Source organism: Cellvibrio sp. pealriver, from assembly GCF_001183545.1.
GTDB lineage: Bacteria > Pseudomonadota > Gammaproteobacteria > Pseudomonadales > Cellvibrionaceae > Cellvibrio.
The window spans coordinates 4,059,430-4,075,790 of record NZ_KQ236688.1 but is presented as its reverse complement, the minus strand read 5'-3'; the positions used below and the strand labels follow the sequence as shown (position 1 = coordinate 4,075,790).

The window sequence follows — 16,361 nt, the reverse complement described above, 5'->3', positions numbered from 1 at the left end:
GACACACGCGGGGCGCGCACCTAGAATGGCGCCCCTTTTTACCCAACCTCATCTTTTAGCATCCTGCAGCCAACTCAATAGGTATCAACATGGGCAACAAAACCGCGCTCTATGCAACTCATCAAGCAATGGGCGGCAAACTGGTGGACTTTGGCGGCTGGGACATGCCATTGCACTACGGCTCGCAAATCGAAGAACACCACAAGGTGCGCCAACACGCGGGGATGTTTGATGTATCCCACATGACCGTTGTGGATGTCGCAGGTACCGACGCCAAAGCCTATCTGCAATATTTGCTGGCGAATGACGTCGCCAAACTGGATTCTGTTCTGGGCAAAGCACTTTATAGCGGTATGCTCAACGAAAATGGCGGCGTTATTGATGACCTGATTGCCTACAATCTGGGCGACTGGTACCGCGTCGTTGTCAACTGCAGCACACGCGAGAAAGACCTCGCCTGGATGAATAAAGTCGCCGCAGCATTTTCGGTGACGGTCACCGAGCGCCCGGAGCTGGCCATGATCGCCGTTCAGGGCCCGGAAGCGATTCGCATCGCATCATCACTGGTGAAGGCCGAACATGCACAGGTGATTGCTAACCTGAAAATATTCCAAGGCCTGCCAGCAGGCGATTGGTTTATCGGGCGCACAGGGTACACCGGCGAAGACGGGCTGGAAATTATGCTGCCCAATGAGCAAGCCGTTGATTTTTGGAACGCTTTAGCCAGCGCCGGTGTCGCACCCTGCGGGTTGGGCGCGCGCGATACTTTGCGCTTGGAAGCCGGCATGAACCTTTACGGCCATGAAATGGATGAAACCGTATCGCCTCTGGCTGCGAATATGGGCTGGACTATTGCCTGGCAGCCCAGCGAGCGCGACTTTATCGGCCGCCATGCGCTGGAAGCGCAAAAAGCAGCGGGTAATGCACCTAAATTAGTAGGGCTGGTATTGCGTGAGCGCGGAGTCTTGCGCGCCGAACAGGTTGTCAGTATCGATGGCAGCGATGAAAAGGGCGTGATCACCAGCGGGACATTTTCGCCAACCTTGGGCTATTCTATTGCTTTAGCACGGGTACCCGCGACTATTGGCAGTCACTGCCAGGTCGATATGCGCGGCAAGCTCATCACTGTTGAAGTGGTGGCACCTACTTTTGTGCGCAATGGTAAAGCCCTTATTTAAAATCGATCATTTTTAACACCAAGCACTACAAAATTCTTAAAGAACCACCACAGGAATAACACCATGAGCGATATTCGCAAAGAACTGAAATACCTGAGCAGCCACGAATGGGCACGCGTTGAAGAAGACGGCACCGTCACCATCGGCATTACCGATCACGCACAAGACGCTTTGGGCGATGTTGTTTACGTAGAAACACCGGAAGTAGGCAGCCGCGTATCCATCGGCGAAGAAGCCGGTGTTGTTGAATCAGTAAAAGCGGCATCTGACATTTACTCGCTGGTATCAGGTGAAGTCGTCGCCGTAAACGAAGCCTTGCAAGAAGCCCCTGAAACCGTCAACAGCTCACCTTACGATGAAGGCTGGTTTTTCCGCGTCAAACCCGATGATCTGGCCGAGCTGGATGAAGCGCTCGATGCAAGTGAATATCGTGAAATGTTGGAAAGCGAAGAGTAATTCTGCTTCTCGACATTCTTCATAAAAAAACGCGGCCATTGTGCCGCGTTTTTTATTGATCAAGCTGCGCCGTTTACATCGCCGATTTGATTTCATTCTGGATGGTTTTGACATCCCTTGGCCAAGGCCCTGCATCGCGCTGGACGGCAGGTAATCGCGCTATTGCTTGACGCGCCTGCGCCGAGTTGGCGTAGCGACCAGTAATGACCACAAACCAGTCGCGCCCCTGACGCTTACTTTGGAATACCAATAAATCTTTTTTGTTTGGCTGGGCAGCAATAAAATCGAGCGCCGCTTTTTTGTTACTGACGCCCAACAGCTGGATAGTAAATTCACTAGGGCTCCACGTGAGAATATTACGTTCCTGCGCGCTTCCTGCAGGGGCGGTCGAGACTACAGTGGTGGTTTTTTGCTTGACCGGCTCAGGCACAACGACTTTTTCGACCGGCTTTGCTGATTGGGTTTCGCCAGCCACTTTCATCGGCTCAGATAAAGGTACAGATGCGGGCGCTTGCTCAACCACTGGCGCTTGGGATGAGGCCATTACCGCCGCTGTGCTCGAAGCCATTGCCTCCGCTTTTTTGGGCGAGGTAGGTAATTGCGCTAACGGCACTACTTCCTCGCGCGGCAATGCATCAGGTGCAGTGGGGTTTGCGGCCGCTTGCTGATTAGGTTGTGTCGGTTGAGGCAATGATTGCATCAAGGGTTGCACGGGAGTCTCTGTCGAACTCAGATTTCTTGTATCCTGACTGCTGGCAGTTGATGTGGTTGTGACAGCTTGCGCACCGGGATTTGTGGCAACCGCCGCTGGTGCGGGATCATCGTCACCCATATATAAGAACACCACTCCGACAACTGCAATCAGCATCGATAGGGCGATGATATGCACAACAGGCAATGGCCGTTTACTGGCAGACTGGGTGGAGCTCACCGACTGAAGAAGCCGGTCTTGCGCCAACTCATGGAGCACATTTAACTGCCCATGCATCTGACGCCACCACGGCTCCACCATTGATTCTGTAAAAATTTCCGGCCCGAGATAATCTGCCATTTCCATACGGAAATTTAAGTAATCAACCGTTTCTGACAGACTAAATGGCGGCAAATTAAAATCATTGACTAATAAACTCTCGGGACTCAAGCGTTCCAAGCGAGTAATCAGTTGCGGCTCACCAAAAAGCGCCAGATGCAAACGATTTTGTTGGGGGAAATTGTGCAATAACGACGTGATAACCGAAATAGATTGATCATCCAGTAAATGCGCATTATCCAAAACCACGACAGCCAAACCATCATCTTCAGAGACAGCTTCCTGCGCAATAAATGCCTCAATTTCGGTCAACAGGTTTTCAATCGAAAGCGGATTATTGGTGCGTAAACCAAAGGCTTGAACAATGGACAATAAAACTTGCTCCAGCCCCTGCCCAGAGCGCAGGCTGATAAAACAAATTTCATCCTGATCAGACAAAGAATCCATAAAAGCGTGGGCAATACGGGTTTTACCAACACCGAATTCACCCAATACAACCATAACGCTGTTGCTGAATTGACACAGGTGCAGCAATTGATCCAATAACTGACGACGCCCGGCACCAGTAAACAATGGGAATGAGTAATCATGCGAAAAAGGATCTTCTGACAAGCCATAACGCTGGCGATAATCCTCCAGCAGTTGATCGCCAACAGGATTGTCATCCACCTCGTCAAATAGATAGCCTTGCTGCGATTCACCATGATCCAACAAACGGCTATCAGGCTCGGCACGCATAGGGGGCTCTCTTGTCATGATTTCTTTCTCTGTATCCTGTTTGCTTAATTAGCCTTACACGCATCGAATGTCGCTTGAAGCATTCCCATATCAATATCGCTAGTGACAATCGCCTGCCCCATCGCAGCTAACAGCACCAAACGCAAACGACCATCCAATACTTTTTTATCAACACCCATCAGGCTCATAAATTGGTCGGGTGTCATATCCGAAGGCGCTTTAACCGGCAAATTTGCTCGCTGCAACAGTTTTATTGTGCGCCCAAGATCTTCCTCGGTAATAGCACCACGACGCCAGGATAAGTCAGCTGCCATCACCATACCGGCTGCGACAGCTTCACCATGCAACCAATTGCCATAACCCTGTGCTGTCTCAATCGCATGACCAAATGTGTGCCCTAGATTTAAGATCGCCCGAATACTGCCTTCGCGCTCATCTTGAGCTACCACATCAGCTTTATTTTCGCATGAACGTTTTACTGCATAGGCAAGCGCAACTTGATCACCTGCGAGTAACGTATCCATATTTTTCTCAAGCCAAACAAAAAAATCGTAATCAGAAATCAATCCGTATTTAATAATTTCAGCGATACCTGCCGATAATTCGCGGGCAGGCAAGGTTGCCAACAACGAGGTATCAGCCACAACACATAAAGGCTGGTAAAACGCACCAATCATGTTCTTGCCAAGGGGATGATTGACGCCCGTTTTACCACCAACTGATGAATCAACCATAGAAAGCAAGGTGGTTGGAATTTGGATAAAGTCAACACCACGCTGGTAGCAAGCCGCCGCAAAACCAGTCATATCGCCAACAACACCTCCGCCCAATGCGATCAGTGTTGTAGTGCGGTTGTGACGTTTATTCAGCAATGTGTCGAAAATGCCGCTCCATACACCCAGAGTTTTATGACTTTCACCATCAGGCAATATCACATGATCGACCTGATAATCAGCCAAAGATGAGCATAGTTTTTCCAGATAAAGTGGAGCGACCGTTTCGTTAGTCACAACACAAATCTGGCGACCACGAATATGTTGATTTAGCAATCCCGGCCTTTCTATTAAATGTTCGCCGATATAAATAGGGTAACTACGGTCATCCAGATTAACGGTTAGAACCTGCATATAAAACCTTTGACAATGAAAATAGAAATCAGCCGCACTTTATCACAAAGCAGCGGCTGATATCAGAAGTGAAAATCCAGAGATACTGCAGTTGCTGGTCATCAGGACAAAAACGAAGCAACCAAAGACATCGAAGTTTACTATCGCCCTTGTTGAACCAACGCAGCTATTTCCTGGGCAACAGACTTGGGGGAACGGCGATCAGTATTGACAACAAAATCAGCAGCCGCTTGATAGAGGGGATCACGCAAAGCCAATAAATCTATGATTTTCTGACGCGGATTATCAACTTGCAACAGGGGGCGTTTTTTATCACGAGCAGTACGCTCTACTAGTTGATCAATGGATGCAGTGAGATAACACACATATCCCGAAGCTTTCATCAACTCACGATTTTGTTCACGCAGCACTATACCGCCACCAGTGGCGACCACAGCATCGGATTCACCGGCCAACTCTTTCAACACCGCAGTCTCACGCTCGCGAAAGCCCTCTTCCCCCTCCATGTCAAAAATCCAGGGAATATCAGCTCCCGTCCGCTCTTCGATAACGCGGTCACTATCGCGAAAATTAAGATTCAACTCAGCAGCCAATAAACGGCCTATGGTAGATTTGCCGGCCCCCATGGGGCCGACAAGAAAAACATTTGGCTTTTGCATTAGTTCGACAGGGTATCCGACATCAACTTGGGAGTAACAAATATCAATAATTCAGTTTTGAATTGGTTATCCACCGTTTTCTTAAATAGACGGCCAAGGTAAGGAATATCGCCCAATACAGGCACTTTGTTTTCCCCTTTTGTACCCTCTAACGAAAACACACCGCCCAACACAACTGTCTGTCCATTGTTAACAAGCACTTTCGTTTGCAAACGAGTGATATCCAATGTGGGACGACCACTTTCCTCTACAGCAGCAATCGAATCTTTCCACACATTTAAATCCATAATAATCCGGTTATCAGGTGTTATCTGCGGAGTTACTTCCAGCTTCAGTACTGCCTCGCGGAAGCCTGTAGTTGTACCACCGCTTGGAGCACTTTCCTGATATCCGATCTCTTTACCCGATTTAATTATCGCCAACTGCTTATCGCTAGTAATTACCTTGGGCTGCGACACAATTTCAGCGTAACCCGAATTCTCAAGCGCACTTAGCTCCAAGTCCAAGTAGGTACTATCAGTCAAAATACCAATTGCAGCACTTGCATAGGGATTACCAACAGCCAAATCAACAACATTGTTTTCGGTTAAATTGAGCGTATTGTCATCGTCGTCCGCGCTTGGGTTGAACCAGCGGGAAGGACGAGCGCCATCTTCGTCATCTAGTCCATCCTGAGAGCCAGCAAAGTCTATAACTCGATTTCTATTGGCATTGTAGCCAACACCACCCCAACGTATCCCCAGCTCGCGCTCAAAATCAGTATTTGCAATTACGATTCGCGCCTCAATCATCACCTGACGAATTGGGATGTCAATTTGATCAACCAAACGCTTGAAAGCTTCAATACGCTCTGCTGTATCAGTGATGATAATTGAGTTGGTGCGTTCATCTACAACGCCTTGACCTCGTTCAGATAACACACTACCAGTTGCACGGCTGCCTCCCTGACCACCGCCGCCTCCACCACCGCTACCTTCACCGCGAAAAAGCTCAAACATTTCTTTGGCATTAGCATAGCGAACACGAATATATTCAGTTCTCAGTGGCGCAAGCTCTTCCAATTGTTTCTTGGTGGTAATCTCTTGACGCTCACGCTCTGCAATCTCGGCAGCTGGGGCAACCATTAACACATTTCCTACTTGACGCTTATCCAAGCCTTTATTTTTCAGAACCATCTCCAATGCTTGATCCCAAGGAACATTTTGCAATCGCAACGTTATGCGCCCTTGGACGGTATCACTTGCCACCAAATTTAGCTCAGTAAAGTCAGCAATAATCTGCAGCACTGCACGGACTTCAATATCTTGAAAGTCGAGAGATAATTTTTCGCCTGTGTACTCAAAATCTTTTTTCTTTTCTTGCTTTTCTTGCTCTGTAAGAGGCTTGATGCTGACCACATATTCATTATCAGTTTGATATGCAAGATAGTCGAAGTCACCACCTGCACTAATGTTTAGCACAGAACTTTCACCTTCCTGAGAAGCACTTACCAACGAAACAGGGGTTGCAAAATCAACCACATCCAAACGTCGGCGCAACTCTGGAGGCAACCACGCATCTTTGAAAGACAGTCGCACACCCGCACCAGTACCCACCATATCTGCACTTACTTTAGGGTTAGATAAGGTGATAATCACGCGCCCCTCACCTGATGCACCACGACGAAAATCGATATCGGTAATTCTATTATTGCTGTCAATTGCATCGTTTTTGTATTGAGATTTTTGCGCAACATCTATTGACGGACGAGCAGATTGGTCCGCATCACTACTTTTCGCTGCACCCACTTCAACAATGTAGCTATTGCCTTCTGTACGAGTCGAATACGCAGCCAAATCATTAAGATTTAAAATAAGACGGGTACGCCCTTCACTTGTCAGAATCATCGCGCTCTGACCATTATCTACCGCAAGAGGAAAGCGACGCTCTTTAAGCCCACTAATTACATCAGGAAAGTCCAGCACTATGCGCGCAGGCTTTTCTATAGTGTAGCCCTTGGGTTCCGGAGGTGGAGAATCGAACGACATGCGAACCTCAAAGCGTTCGCCGGGCAACTGAAAGAAATTAATCTCTGTAAGAGTGCCTGCAACTGTCAACGGCGATACGATCAGCCCAACTAATGCAATGAAAAATTTACGCATATTCAACCCCGGAGTGAATAGAGCACGCATATCCGCTTATTCCTTCTCTTCTAATTTAATAATTCTAGGACGCTCAACCCAACCATTAGAGCCGTCACCTACGATTTCCATCACCTCGATTTGCGATGGGCTAGTGGAGATTATTTTGCCGTGATTCATCCCCATATAGTTTCCAACTGTTGCAGGCACCACACTGCCAACTCCGTCGTCAATGAGCGCCCAGAGCTGCCCCCCTTTACTAATAGTGCCAACCATTTTAAGCGCGGTAATGTTAAACCCTTCGAGAAACTCTTTTTCTCTCGTCAAATCTGGGGCAACTGCTCGTCCACCTTTCACGGCAGACTCATCCAGAGGAATAGGCTTTTCAAATGGGCTACGCAGCGTCATTGCACTGTAAGTGAATGGCTGGTAGGGGCTAAACGTTGGCAGAGGCTCAATTTGCCCTTTAGGCCTGCGCTTCGTTTCCTCCATAAAATCACGTAAATCCTGTTGCGAGGCTTGGCCACATCCAACCAGCGCGAGAATACAAACCAATTTCAAAATCAATAACGAAGCCCGTTTCATTTGGCGGCCTCCACTGATTTATAGCGATAGGTCTTGGCCAAAATGGTCATACTAAGCGCTCTATTTTGTTTTGAAGCCGTTATCTTAAAATCATGCAAAGTCACAATACGCGGCATGCCTGCTACACCACTGACAAACCCACCCATATCGTGATATCCGCCTTCCGCAGAAATAGTGATGGGAACTTCAATGTAATACTCTGCAACTACATCTGGTTGGAAGTTAATATTGATATTTGTCAATCCACTTTCACCGCCACGAGTACCAATATCCTCAAGCAAACCAGGCACTTCTGTTTTGGCTGGCAAACGAGACAATAAAGAATCAAAGGTTACCTTCATTTCCTCCATTTGCGCTTTGTATGCATCAAGGTTAGCAGCCTCAAAGCTGCGTTTTTCGAAAGTGGCTCGCAAAGTTTGTTCCTGAGCGACAACTCTTTCAAGCTGAAGATTTAAGTCACTGATCTTTAGGTAGTAAGTACCTGCAAAAACAACGGCAATCAGTAACATACAAACAAATATTTTTGCGGGTAACGGCCACACTCCAATTTTTTCGAAGTCAATGTTGTTGACATCAAAATCTTTGAGCTGATCAAGGGTATCGTGGAATGACATTTACTTTACCCCTCCAGCTGTATTGGTTTTTGCAGCATCAGCAGTTTCATCGGTAGGAGCAGAAGTTTCTACGGTCATTTTGAATTTACTTGCATCCTCTCCTTCATCTGGAGCAGCATCGACTGAAATCAGATTATGCGATGCGTACCAATCAGATGCCTCAAGGTTACGCAGGAAGCTGGCGATACGATTGTAGGATTCAGCAACACCTTCAATAGTGACTACATTACCCTTACGTTCTGCAGAGCTAATCCAAACACCATCAGGAATAGCTCTTGCGAGCTCATCGAAATAACGGACAATAACTGGACGAGTACCTTCAAGATCAGTAATAACTTTGATACGCGCGAGCAAATCGTCGCGAACCTTTTTAATTTCACTGATTTCTTTTACTTGCGCATCAAGTTTGGCAATTTCCTGATTGAGCAATTGATTTCGCGCATTCTGGTTTTCAATGGACGACTGCACACTGGAGACCCAAAGATAGGCACCGAATGCCGCTGCCAAGCCGATACCAACAATGATTCCCAGAAATTCGCGCTTCTTCTCTTGCCGATAGACCTCGCGCCAAGGCAATAAGTTAATTTTGGCCATCAGTCAAAACTCCTCATTGCCAAGCCCGTAACAATCATCAATGCAGGAGCGTCATTTGCCAATGAAACCGCATTAACTCTTGACGAGACTGACATGCGCGCAAATGGATTTGCCACAACAGTTTGTGTACCTAACTTTTCTTCTATCAGACCAACCAAGCCTTCAAGTGATGCAACACCTCCGGCCAAAATAATGTAGTCAACATCGTTGTATTGACTGGCCGAGAAAAAGAATTGCAGTGATCGGGTGACTTGCTGCACAACGGCGTCTTTGAAAGGAGCCAGAACTTCCATTTCATAATCATCAGGCAAACCACCTTGCTTTTTAGCAAGACCAGCCTCTTCACGGGATAAACCATAACGGCGCTGAATCTCTTCGGTTAACTGACGACCACCAAATAACTGTTCGCGTGTATAAACTGTTTTTCCGTCCACCAAAACACTGAGCGTTGTCATAGTGGCACCGATATCAATGATCGCAACTACCTGGCCTTCCTGATCTTCCAACTGCTCAGCGATCAATTCAAAAGCGCGTTCCATACAGTAGGCTTCAATATCAACTTTCTCTGCGATGAGATCTGAATCAGCAAGAACTTGCTGGCGAACCTCCACATTCTCACGTCGACATGCGGCCAGTAGCACTTCTACCTGATCTGGATTACGAGGGGAGACGCCCTGAATTTCAAAATCAAGAGCCACCTCCTCCAGAGGGAAGGGAATATATTGGTCTGCCTCTGCCGCAATCTGGCTTTCCATTGCATCATCATTTAAATCCATTGGCATATCGATCATTTTAGTAATGACCGCTGAACCAGCCACTGCAACGGCGGCATGCTTAAGTTTGGTTTTGGATTGCTTGACCATTGAGCGAATAACCTCAGCCACAGCGACCGGGTCTGCAATGTTTTTTTCTACCACCGCATTCGGGGGTAGCGCTTTTACGGTATAGGACTCAACGCGATAGCGATCACCCACGCGATTAAGTTCAAGCAATTTGACCGAAGTGGAACTGATATCCAGTCCAATCACCGGCTTTGCCTTCTTTTCGAGGAAACTTAAAATGCCCATTTTTCTATCTATATCCGTAACTTAGACGTTGTTTATGTTATAGCACTTTAACTTAAGCCTGCAACAAACCGATGAATATGTAAACAGGTAAAAAGCCCGTATAATGCCCGCCACCTGCGGCAATCGCGCTAACCCATTAATTCACATAGAAAAAATGTTCAGCAAAAAATCCATCTTCGGTATTATTTTCTGGCTGTTACTGGCTGGCTTCAGCGTTACTTTGGTGACATTTGCAGGGCTATATCTTTATTTGAGCCCTAAATTGCCGTCAGTTGAGTCGTTGAGGGAAGTTAAATTACAGACCCCTTTACGGGTTTATTCAAGCGACGGCAAACTCATTGGTGAATTTGGTGAGCAACGTCGCACCCCGTTGACCTACGAGCAGATACCGCCCCTTTATATAAAAGCACTCCTCTCCGCTGAAGATGCAGAGTTCTTCGAGCATCATGGAGTTTCTCTGAAAGGCATGTTGCGCGCCGCATCACAAATTCTAAAGTCTGGTGCCATTCAATCAGGCGGAAGCACTATTACTCAGCAGTTGGCGCGTGATTTCTTTCTCACTCGCAAGCAAATCTTCTCACGCAAGTTTAACGAAATACTCTTATCCCTTGAAATTGAAAGAAAATTTACCAAGGAAGAAATTCTGGTTTTGTTTAATAATAAAATGTTCTTCGGCAATCGAGCCTATGGCTTGCAAGCCGCTGCACAAATCTATTACGGCAAGGACATAGATCAATTAAGCGTCGCTCAATACGCCATGATCGTTGGAGTACTCAAAGCCCCCTCTGCATACAATCCATTAGCAAATCTCAAGCGGGCAATGATTCGACGCAATTGGATTATCGGCCGAATGTATGAGTTGGGGCACATTGACCATGCCACCTACATGGCCGCAATCAACGAGCCCAATACTGCCAGCAACCATGGCACAACCCTTGAAGTGCAAGCGCCCTATATTTCTGAAATGGCACGCCAAGAGGCACTAAACCGCTTCGGCGACAAGGCTTATACCGAGGGCTATAAGGTCTACACCAGTGTCGATAGTGCGATGCAGGCTACCGCACAAGCCGCTGTACTCAAGGGTTTAATGGCATATGACCAGCGCCACGGTTATCGCGGCCCTGAGCTGCGACTGAAACCATCAGTAGATGCCGATATGATCGACTGGCAGGATCAGCTTCAATCCATTCCCAGCCTTGGAGGTTTGGAGCCCGCCGCAGTTGTGGATGTGCAGGAAAAATCTATCCGGGTGATTATGAGTAACGGTGACCTGATCGATTTGGGTTGGGAGCAGGGCCTTGCAAATACTCGCCCCTACATCACCGAGGACTCCAGAGGCGCAGCCTATAAAGCAGCGACCGAGTTTTTAAAACCCGGCGATGTGGTACGCATTATCAAAGATGATGACGATATGTGGCGCTTCAGTCAGGTTCCCGCCATTCAGGCAGCATTAGTTTCCCTTGATTCAATGGACGGTGCGATACGCTCATTGGTGGGGGGATTCGACTTCAATCAAAGTCACTACAACCGCGCTATACAAGGTGCGCGCCAACCCGGCTCCAGCTTTAAACCGCTCATTTATACCGCTGCGCTCGAAAACGGATTTACTCCTGCATCTATTATTAACGACGCACCCATAGTGATAGAGAACACCAGCACCGGAATTGCCTGGCGGCCGGAAAACGATGACGGAAAATTTGTTGGTCCTATGCGGATGCGCCAGGCTCTGTATCGCTCGCGCAATTTGGTATCCATACGCTTGTTACGCAGTATTGGTATGCAAACTGCGCTGGATAGCCTTGCGCGATTTGGTTTTAATCCGAAAGAATTCCCGCGCGATCTAACATTAGCCTTGGGTTCCCATGCACTGACCCCGATGCAAATGGCCACCGCTTACGCCAGCTTTGCGAATGGAGGTTTCAAGATAGATCCATACCTTGTCACCCGCATCGAAGATGGCACAGGCAAGGTGGTGTACGAGGCCAACCCCAAACGCGTATGCAAAGAGTGTGAAAACAATCAGGTCAATTACGCCGATGATGGAACCCCACTTCCGCCGATGCCGGATATGGACAGCAGCCAGCGTGCGCCCAGAATTATTGATGCACGAATCGCCTACATAATTGATTCCATGCTTCGCGATGTTGTAGACAAAGGTACCGGACGCTTGGCCAAGCAGCTGGGGCGGAACGATATTGCAGGTAAAACAGGTACAACCAACGGCCCTCGTGATAGCTGGTTTTCCGGCTACAACCCCAACATAGCAACAACAGTTTGGGCTGGTTTTGACCAAAACACCCTACTGGGACGCAGAGAGTTCGGCAGCTCAGCAGCCTTGCCAATCTGGATCGATTTTATGCGCACAGCGCTGGAAGGTGTTCCAGACCAACTGCCACGCCAACCGGAAGGAATAGTGACAGTGCGAATCAATCCGGATACAGGCAAACCCGCCATGCCGGGCGACCCTGATGCCATATTTGAAGTGTTTTTGGGGGAGGATACCGGGCGCACATCAGCGGCTGGCAATGAATCCAGTGAGCAGGCAACCTTACCGGAAGAATTGTTCTAGTTTTTCCCGATCAACGATCGACCACCCTCATGGATGAGGGCACACGCACGTGCAATATCAAAGGCTTGTATTGTCGCGCCGGATTGGACTTACGTCGGGTAATCCAACCGCGCAACTCAACTTCTTTGCCTTTTAAGCTCAACCAATCGGCTTTTTTATAAACACCAGCCAATTTCCCCATAAATAATGGCCAGTCTTTTTTGGCAATTTTCGCCACCAGCTGCCCATCAAATTCCAGCCAAATTGCGGTATTCATGCTGACTTTTGTAATACGTCCACGCACATGCCTGAAGCCCGCTTCGGTTTCCTGCAAAGATGTAATCTGCACTGGCTGCCAATAGGACGAACGCCATAACCCCAGCTTTTTTTCGCGAGCACTATTCTCCAGCGGCCGCAAACAATCCATTTGCGAGTAATTAGGCGGCACAGCAATTTGCAGCGCCATCCCTGCACGCAGCTGTTCAGCAGCCAAACTGCGATTTTGACTATCGTAAACATGAGCCAGAAGCCGCCCGTAACGGTCCTTGATTTCCCTTTCAAACCCGAGTCGGATGCGCCCTTTGGTTTCATCAACAAACATCTGCGCATGAGCCTTGGACTCGCGACCAAAAGGTTGCCCCTTTACAGCGCCATGAGCGATTTCCGGTGCATTAATCCCAAGCACCCGCACCGAGCGTCCATCATGCAACTTTAATGTATCACCGTCAGACACCCTGACAACCTGGACACTATCCCCGGAAGGCAAACCACATTCAGCAAACGCGGGGCACGCAATAAAGCACGAAGAGATTAACAGGCATAAAAAAACGCCGGGAATCTTCATTCCCGGCGTTTTTACTGGCGATGCCAGAGGAGTGCGAGACAAGACAATTAGTCTTTCTTGGCACCACCGATACGGCTGCCGAAACGCTTGGTGAAGCGATCGATACGGCCACCGGTATCAACGATTTTTTGCTTGCCAGTGTAGAATGGGTGACAAGCACCGCATACGTCAACGTGAAGTGCTTTACCCAGAGTTGAACGGGTATTGAAGCTGTTGCCGCAGCTGCAAGTTACAGCTACATCAACGTAATTTGGATGAATATCTGCTTTCATGATGAATGCCTTCGTAATCTGTGCCGCCACCTGATCAATTGCCAGGCACCGCACATAGGTTAAAAAAAACGGCGTTTTTTGGGAGCGGCGATACTACCAGAAAACCGCTGGCGCGCAACTGAAAACCGCCGTTTTGGATAAAAAATCGCCGCCAACATACACTCTCACAGTAATCAGTCTACGCATCCGATAACCGATATAGGCTATGCTGGCCATCTGTTATTTGCTGCCGCCATCTATGACTCCACATTCATCATCCCAAAATCCAACACTACTCGAAGTAGCCCTTCCTGTTCCGTTAAGGCGCTGTTTCGACTATTTATTGCCGCCCGGGCAGGATGCCAGCGCCCTGCAACCCGGTGTATTGGTGCGGGTACCGTTTGGGAACCGGGAGTTGGTCGGCGTACTAATCAAGATCAAGACAGAAAGTACGCAAGACTTGGGCAAGATGCGCTCTGCACTGGCGATTATCGACACTCGCCCCGCACTTGATAGCGAACTCCTGGAACTCTGTCTCTGGGCTGCCGATTACTACCAATGCGCACCAGGCGAGGCCTTGCAAGCTGCCCTACCGGTCTTGTTGCGCCAGGGCGAACCAGCACACTTGGCCGGAGAACCTGTTTTCAAACTGACCACCGAAGGCAAAGGCTTACCCGAGGGGGCACTCAAACGCTCGCCAAAACAGGCCGCTTTGCTTGCCGCCCTACAAACCCATCAGCAGCTCACACGGACTGATCTCGATTTATTAGGGATTGCGCGCAGCACGGCTAAAAATTTGATCGATAAAGGGCTTGTGCGCATCGATGAAATCGCCCCCAACCAAGCATCGCAACCGCACAATCTGCTGCGTGAAAAACCCCTGAACTTGAGCGATGAACAAGTAGCCGCATTTGCGCAAATTGATTACAGCAGCTTCACGGCCTACCTGCTCGATGGCGCAACCGGCAGCGGTAAAACTGAAATTTATCTGCAAGCCATCGAACAGACGCTCAGACAAGGGAAGCAGGCCTTGGTGCTTGTACCCGAAATTGGTCTCACGCCACAAACCCTTGAGCGCTTCCAGCGCCGTTTCAACCTGCCGATTGTTGCACTGCATTCCGGTCTCAATGACCGCGAGCGGCTGGAAGCCTGGCTGCGCGCACGCGATGGCATAGCGCGCATCATCATCGGCACCCGCTCGGCCCTGTTCACGCCACTCAAAGAGCCGGGAATATTGATCATTGATGAGGAGCACGATGCTTCATTTAAGCAACAGGATGGTTTCCGCTATTCCGCACGCGATCTTGCTGCAGTGCGCGCCCATCGATTGGGGATTCCGTTAATTCTTGGCTCCGCCACACCCTCACTGGAAACCCTGCACAATGCACAGCAAGGCCGCTACCGTCATTTGCACTTGAAAGCGCGCGCAGGTAATGCCAAACCACCGGAAATTCAACTGCTCGATATTCGTGGCGAAATTCTCCATGAAGGCTTTGCCCAAGCCAGTATCGATGCCATAGGTGACGCCCTCGGTAAAGGCAATCAGGTACTGGTGTTCCTCAATCGACGTGGCTACGCCCCCACGCTGGAATGTCATGATTGCGGCTGGCTGGCCAACTGCAATCACTGCGATGCGCGCATGACCGTACACCAGAATCCGCGTCACCTGCACTGCCACCACTGTGACCACCAACGCGGCATTCCCAAACGCTGCCCAAGCTGCAACAGCAGCAAAATCCACCCAATTGGCCAAGGCACAGAGCGCAGCGAAGTCGTATTGCAGCAACTCTTCCCCGCGCACAAAGTTATTCGCGTTGACCGGGATTCCACACGCAACAAAAATGGAATGCAAAAACTGTTGGTCGATGTCCACAGTGGCGAACCCTGCATTCTTGTCGGCACCCAAATGCTTGCCAAAGGCCATCACTTTGCCGATGTGACTTTGGTGGTGATTATCGACGCCGATGCCGGCTTATTCAGCACCGACTTTCGCGGTGCCGAACGTATGGGACAATTATTACTACAAGTTGCGGGGCGCGCAGGGCGCGAACAAAAACGCGGGCGGGTCATCATGCAAAGCAACCATACCGATCACCCGCTCGTGCAAACACTGGTAAAGCAAGGCTATCACGCACTTGCTGATTTAATATTGCAGGAGCGGCACATCACCCAGTTGCCGCCTTATCGCCATCTGGCACTGATCCGTGCCGAGAGCCAATACGCACAAGCAGCCATGGATTTTTTGACGCAAGCACGCCAGCTAGCAGAGCAATTACAGGCACCTCATCCGGCATTACAGTATCTGGGCCCACTGCCTGCGATGATGGAAAAGCGCGGCGACCGCTTCCGCTACCAATTGCAAATCAACAGCGCCCAGCGCAAACCACTGCAACAATTATTAAGCCAGTTGGCAATACAATTGGAAGCTGTATCGCAAGCCAAACGTGTACGCTGGTCAATCGATGTTGATCCGCAAGAAATGGGTTAAACCAACTGCCTACGCGCGCGGTCATATACACCGATTAGTGACTCAAACCTGTCGCCCGTTTA

Annotated in this window: 14 protein-coding genes; 4 read left to right on the top strand and 10 right to left on the bottom strand. The window is 49.0% G+C overall.

Annotated features, from left to right (window positions below):
* Nucleotides 1-89: 89 nt before the first annotated feature.
* Together gcvT and gcvH are read left to right on the top strand one after the other, a co-directional pair.
* Nucleotides 90-1,178: a glycine cleavage system aminomethyltransferase GcvT gene (gene gcvT, locus VC28_RS17695; RefSeq protein ID WP_049631810.1), complete on the top strand. Its 1,089-nt coding sequence runs from the start codon at nucleotides 90-92 to the stop codon at nucleotides 1,176-1,178.
* A 63-nt stretch (nucleotides 1,179-1,241) separates the two neighbouring features.
* Nucleotides 1,242-1,634, top strand: coding sequence for a glycine cleavage system protein GcvH (gene gcvH, locus VC28_RS17690; RefSeq protein WP_049631809.1), 393 nt, complete (start codon nucleotides 1,242-1,244; stop codon nucleotides 1,632-1,634).
* 73 nt (nucleotides 1,635-1,707) lie between these two features.
* Here the strand turns inward: gcvH and VC28_RS17685 are convergent, their stop codons facing one another.
* The 8 genes from VC28_RS17685 to VC28_RS17650 all read right to left on the bottom strand — a co-directional run bounded on the left by VC28_RS17685 (nucleotide 1,708) and on the right by VC28_RS17650 (nucleotide 10,168).
* Nucleotides 1,708-3,420: an AAA family ATPase gene (locus tag VC28_RS17685; protein ID WP_231591830.1), complete on the bottom strand. Its 1,713-nt coding sequence runs from the start codon at nucleotides 3,418-3,420 to the stop codon at nucleotides 1,708-1,710.
* A gap of 26 nt (nucleotides 3,421-3,446) precedes the next feature.
* A complete protein-coding gene (gene aroB, locus VC28_RS17680) occupies nucleotides 3,447-4,529 on the bottom strand; it encodes a 3-dehydroquinate synthase (RefSeq protein WP_049631807.1) in 1,083 nt (360 codons plus the stop codon).
* Nucleotides 4,530-4,669: 140 nt separating this feature from the next.
* Nucleotides 4,670-5,188 carry a shikimate kinase AroK gene (gene aroK, locus VC28_RS17675; RefSeq protein ID WP_049631806.1) on the bottom strand — a complete coding sequence of 173 codons (519 nt, stop codon included), beginning with the start codon at nucleotides 5,186-5,188 and terminating at the stop codon, nucleotides 4,670-4,672.
* The gene (locus tag VC28_RS17670; RefSeq protein WP_231591829.1) at nucleotides 5,188-7,359 is read right to left on the bottom strand and encodes a type IV pilus secretin PilQ; all 2,172 of its coding nucleotides are present in this window, start codon (nucleotides 7,357-7,359) and stop codon (nucleotides 5,188-5,190) included. The genes aroK and VC28_RS17670 overlap by 1 nt, the downstream gene beginning before the upstream one ends.
* 6 nt (nucleotides 7,360-7,365) lie before the next feature.
* A complete protein-coding gene (locus VC28_RS17665) occupies nucleotides 7,366-7,893 on the bottom strand; it encodes a pilus assembly protein PilP (RefSeq protein WP_049631805.1) in 528 nt (175 codons plus the stop codon).
* Complete coding sequence (locus tag VC28_RS17660; RefSeq protein WP_049631804.1) at nucleotides 7,890-8,507, bottom strand: type IV pilus inner membrane component PilO; 618 nt, start codon at nucleotides 8,505-8,507, stop codon at nucleotides 7,890-7,892. Before VC28_RS17660 ends, VC28_RS17665 begins: the two co-directional genes overlap by 4 nt.
* Nucleotides 8,508-9,101, bottom strand: coding sequence for a PilN domain-containing protein (locus VC28_RS17655; RefSeq protein WP_049631803.1), 594 nt, complete (start codon nucleotides 9,099-9,101; stop codon nucleotides 8,508-8,510).
* Complete coding sequence (locus VC28_RS17650) at nucleotides 9,101-10,168, bottom strand: pilus assembly protein PilM (protein ID WP_049631802.1); 1,068 nt, start codon at nucleotides 10,166-10,168, stop codon at nucleotides 9,101-9,103. The genes VC28_RS17655 and VC28_RS17650 overlap by 1 nt, the downstream gene beginning before the upstream one ends.
* A 103-nt stretch (nucleotides 10,169-10,271) precedes the next feature.
* Between VC28_RS17650 and VC28_RS17645 the strand changes: the two genes are divergently transcribed.
* Nucleotides 10,272-12,737 (top strand): penicillin-binding protein 1A, encoded by a 2,466-nt coding sequence (locus VC28_RS17645; protein ID WP_053094228.1) that lies wholly within the window; start codon nucleotides 10,272-10,274, stop codon nucleotides 12,735-12,737.
* 10 nt (nucleotides 12,738-12,747) lie between these two features.
* On the opposite strand, the gene VC28_RS17640 is transcribed toward VC28_RS17645, so the two are convergent.
* A complete protein-coding gene (locus VC28_RS17640; RefSeq protein WP_231591826.1) occupies nucleotides 12,748-13,449 on the bottom strand; it encodes a thermonuclease family protein in 702 nt (233 codons plus the stop codon).
* Nucleotides 13,450-13,607: 158 nt separating this feature from the next.
* A complete protein-coding gene (rpmE, locus tag VC28_RS17635) occupies nucleotides 13,608-13,832 on the bottom strand; it encodes a 50S ribosomal protein L31 (RefSeq protein ID WP_049631800.1) in 225 nt (74 codons plus the stop codon).
* Between the two features lie 238 nt (nucleotides 13,833-14,070).
* Here rpmE and VC28_RS17630 point away from each other — a divergent pair, with 238 nt between their 5' ends.
* Nucleotides 14,071-16,299: a primosomal protein N' gene (locus VC28_RS17630; protein WP_049632509.1), complete on the top strand. Its 2,229-nt coding sequence runs from the start codon at nucleotides 14,071-14,073 to the stop codon at nucleotides 16,297-16,299.
* Nucleotides 16,300-16,361: the final 62 nt, after the last annotated feature.

Bases quoted from the DNA above. Each gene is read 5' to 3' on its own strand.
- gcvT (WP_049631810.1), top strand. From the start codon at position 90: ATGGGCAACAAAACCGCGCTCTATGCAACTCATCAAGCAATGGGCGGC.
- gcvH (WP_049631809.1), top strand. From the start codon at position 1,242: ATGAGCGATATTCGCAAAGAACTGAAATACCTGAGCAGCCACGAATGG.
- VC28_RS17685 (WP_231591830.1), bottom strand. From the start codon at position 3,420: ATGACAAGAGAGCCCCCTATGCGTGCCGAGCCTGATAGCCGTTTGTTG.
- aroB (WP_049631807.1), bottom strand. From the start codon at position 4,529: ATGCAGGTTCTAACCGTTAATCTGGATGACCGTAGTTACCCTATTTAT.
- aroK (WP_049631806.1), bottom strand. From the start codon at position 5,188: ATGCAAAAGCCAAATGTTTTTCTTGTCGGCCCCATGGGGGCCGGCAAA.
- VC28_RS17670 (WP_231591829.1), bottom strand. From the start codon at position 7,359: ATGCGTGCTCTATTCACTCCGGGGTTGAATATGCGTAAATTTTTCATT.
- VC28_RS17665 (WP_049631805.1), bottom strand. From the start codon at position 7,893: ATGAAACGGGCTTCGTTATTGATTTTGAAATTGGTTTGTATTCTCGCG.
- VC28_RS17660 (WP_049631804.1), bottom strand. From the start codon at position 8,507: ATGTCATTCCACGATACCCTTGATCAGCTCAAAGATTTTGATGTCAAC.
- VC28_RS17655 (WP_049631803.1), bottom strand. From the start codon at position 9,101: ATGGCCAAAATTAACTTATTGCCTTGGCGCGAGGTCTATCGGCAAGAG.
- VC28_RS17650 (WP_049631802.1), bottom strand. From the start codon at position 10,168: ATGGGCATTTTAAGTTTCCTCGAAAAGAAGGCAAAGCCGGTGATTGGA.
- VC28_RS17645 (WP_053094228.1), top strand. From the start codon at position 10,272: ATGCCCGCCACCTGCGGCAATCGCGCTAACCCATTAATTCACATAGAA.
- rpmE (WP_049631800.1), bottom strand. From the start codon at position 13,832: ATGAAAGCAGATATTCATCCAAATTACGTTGATGTAGCTGTAACTTGC.
- VC28_RS17630 (WP_049632509.1), top strand. From the start codon at position 14,071: ATGACTCCACATTCATCATCCCAAAATCCAACACTACTCGAAGTAGCC.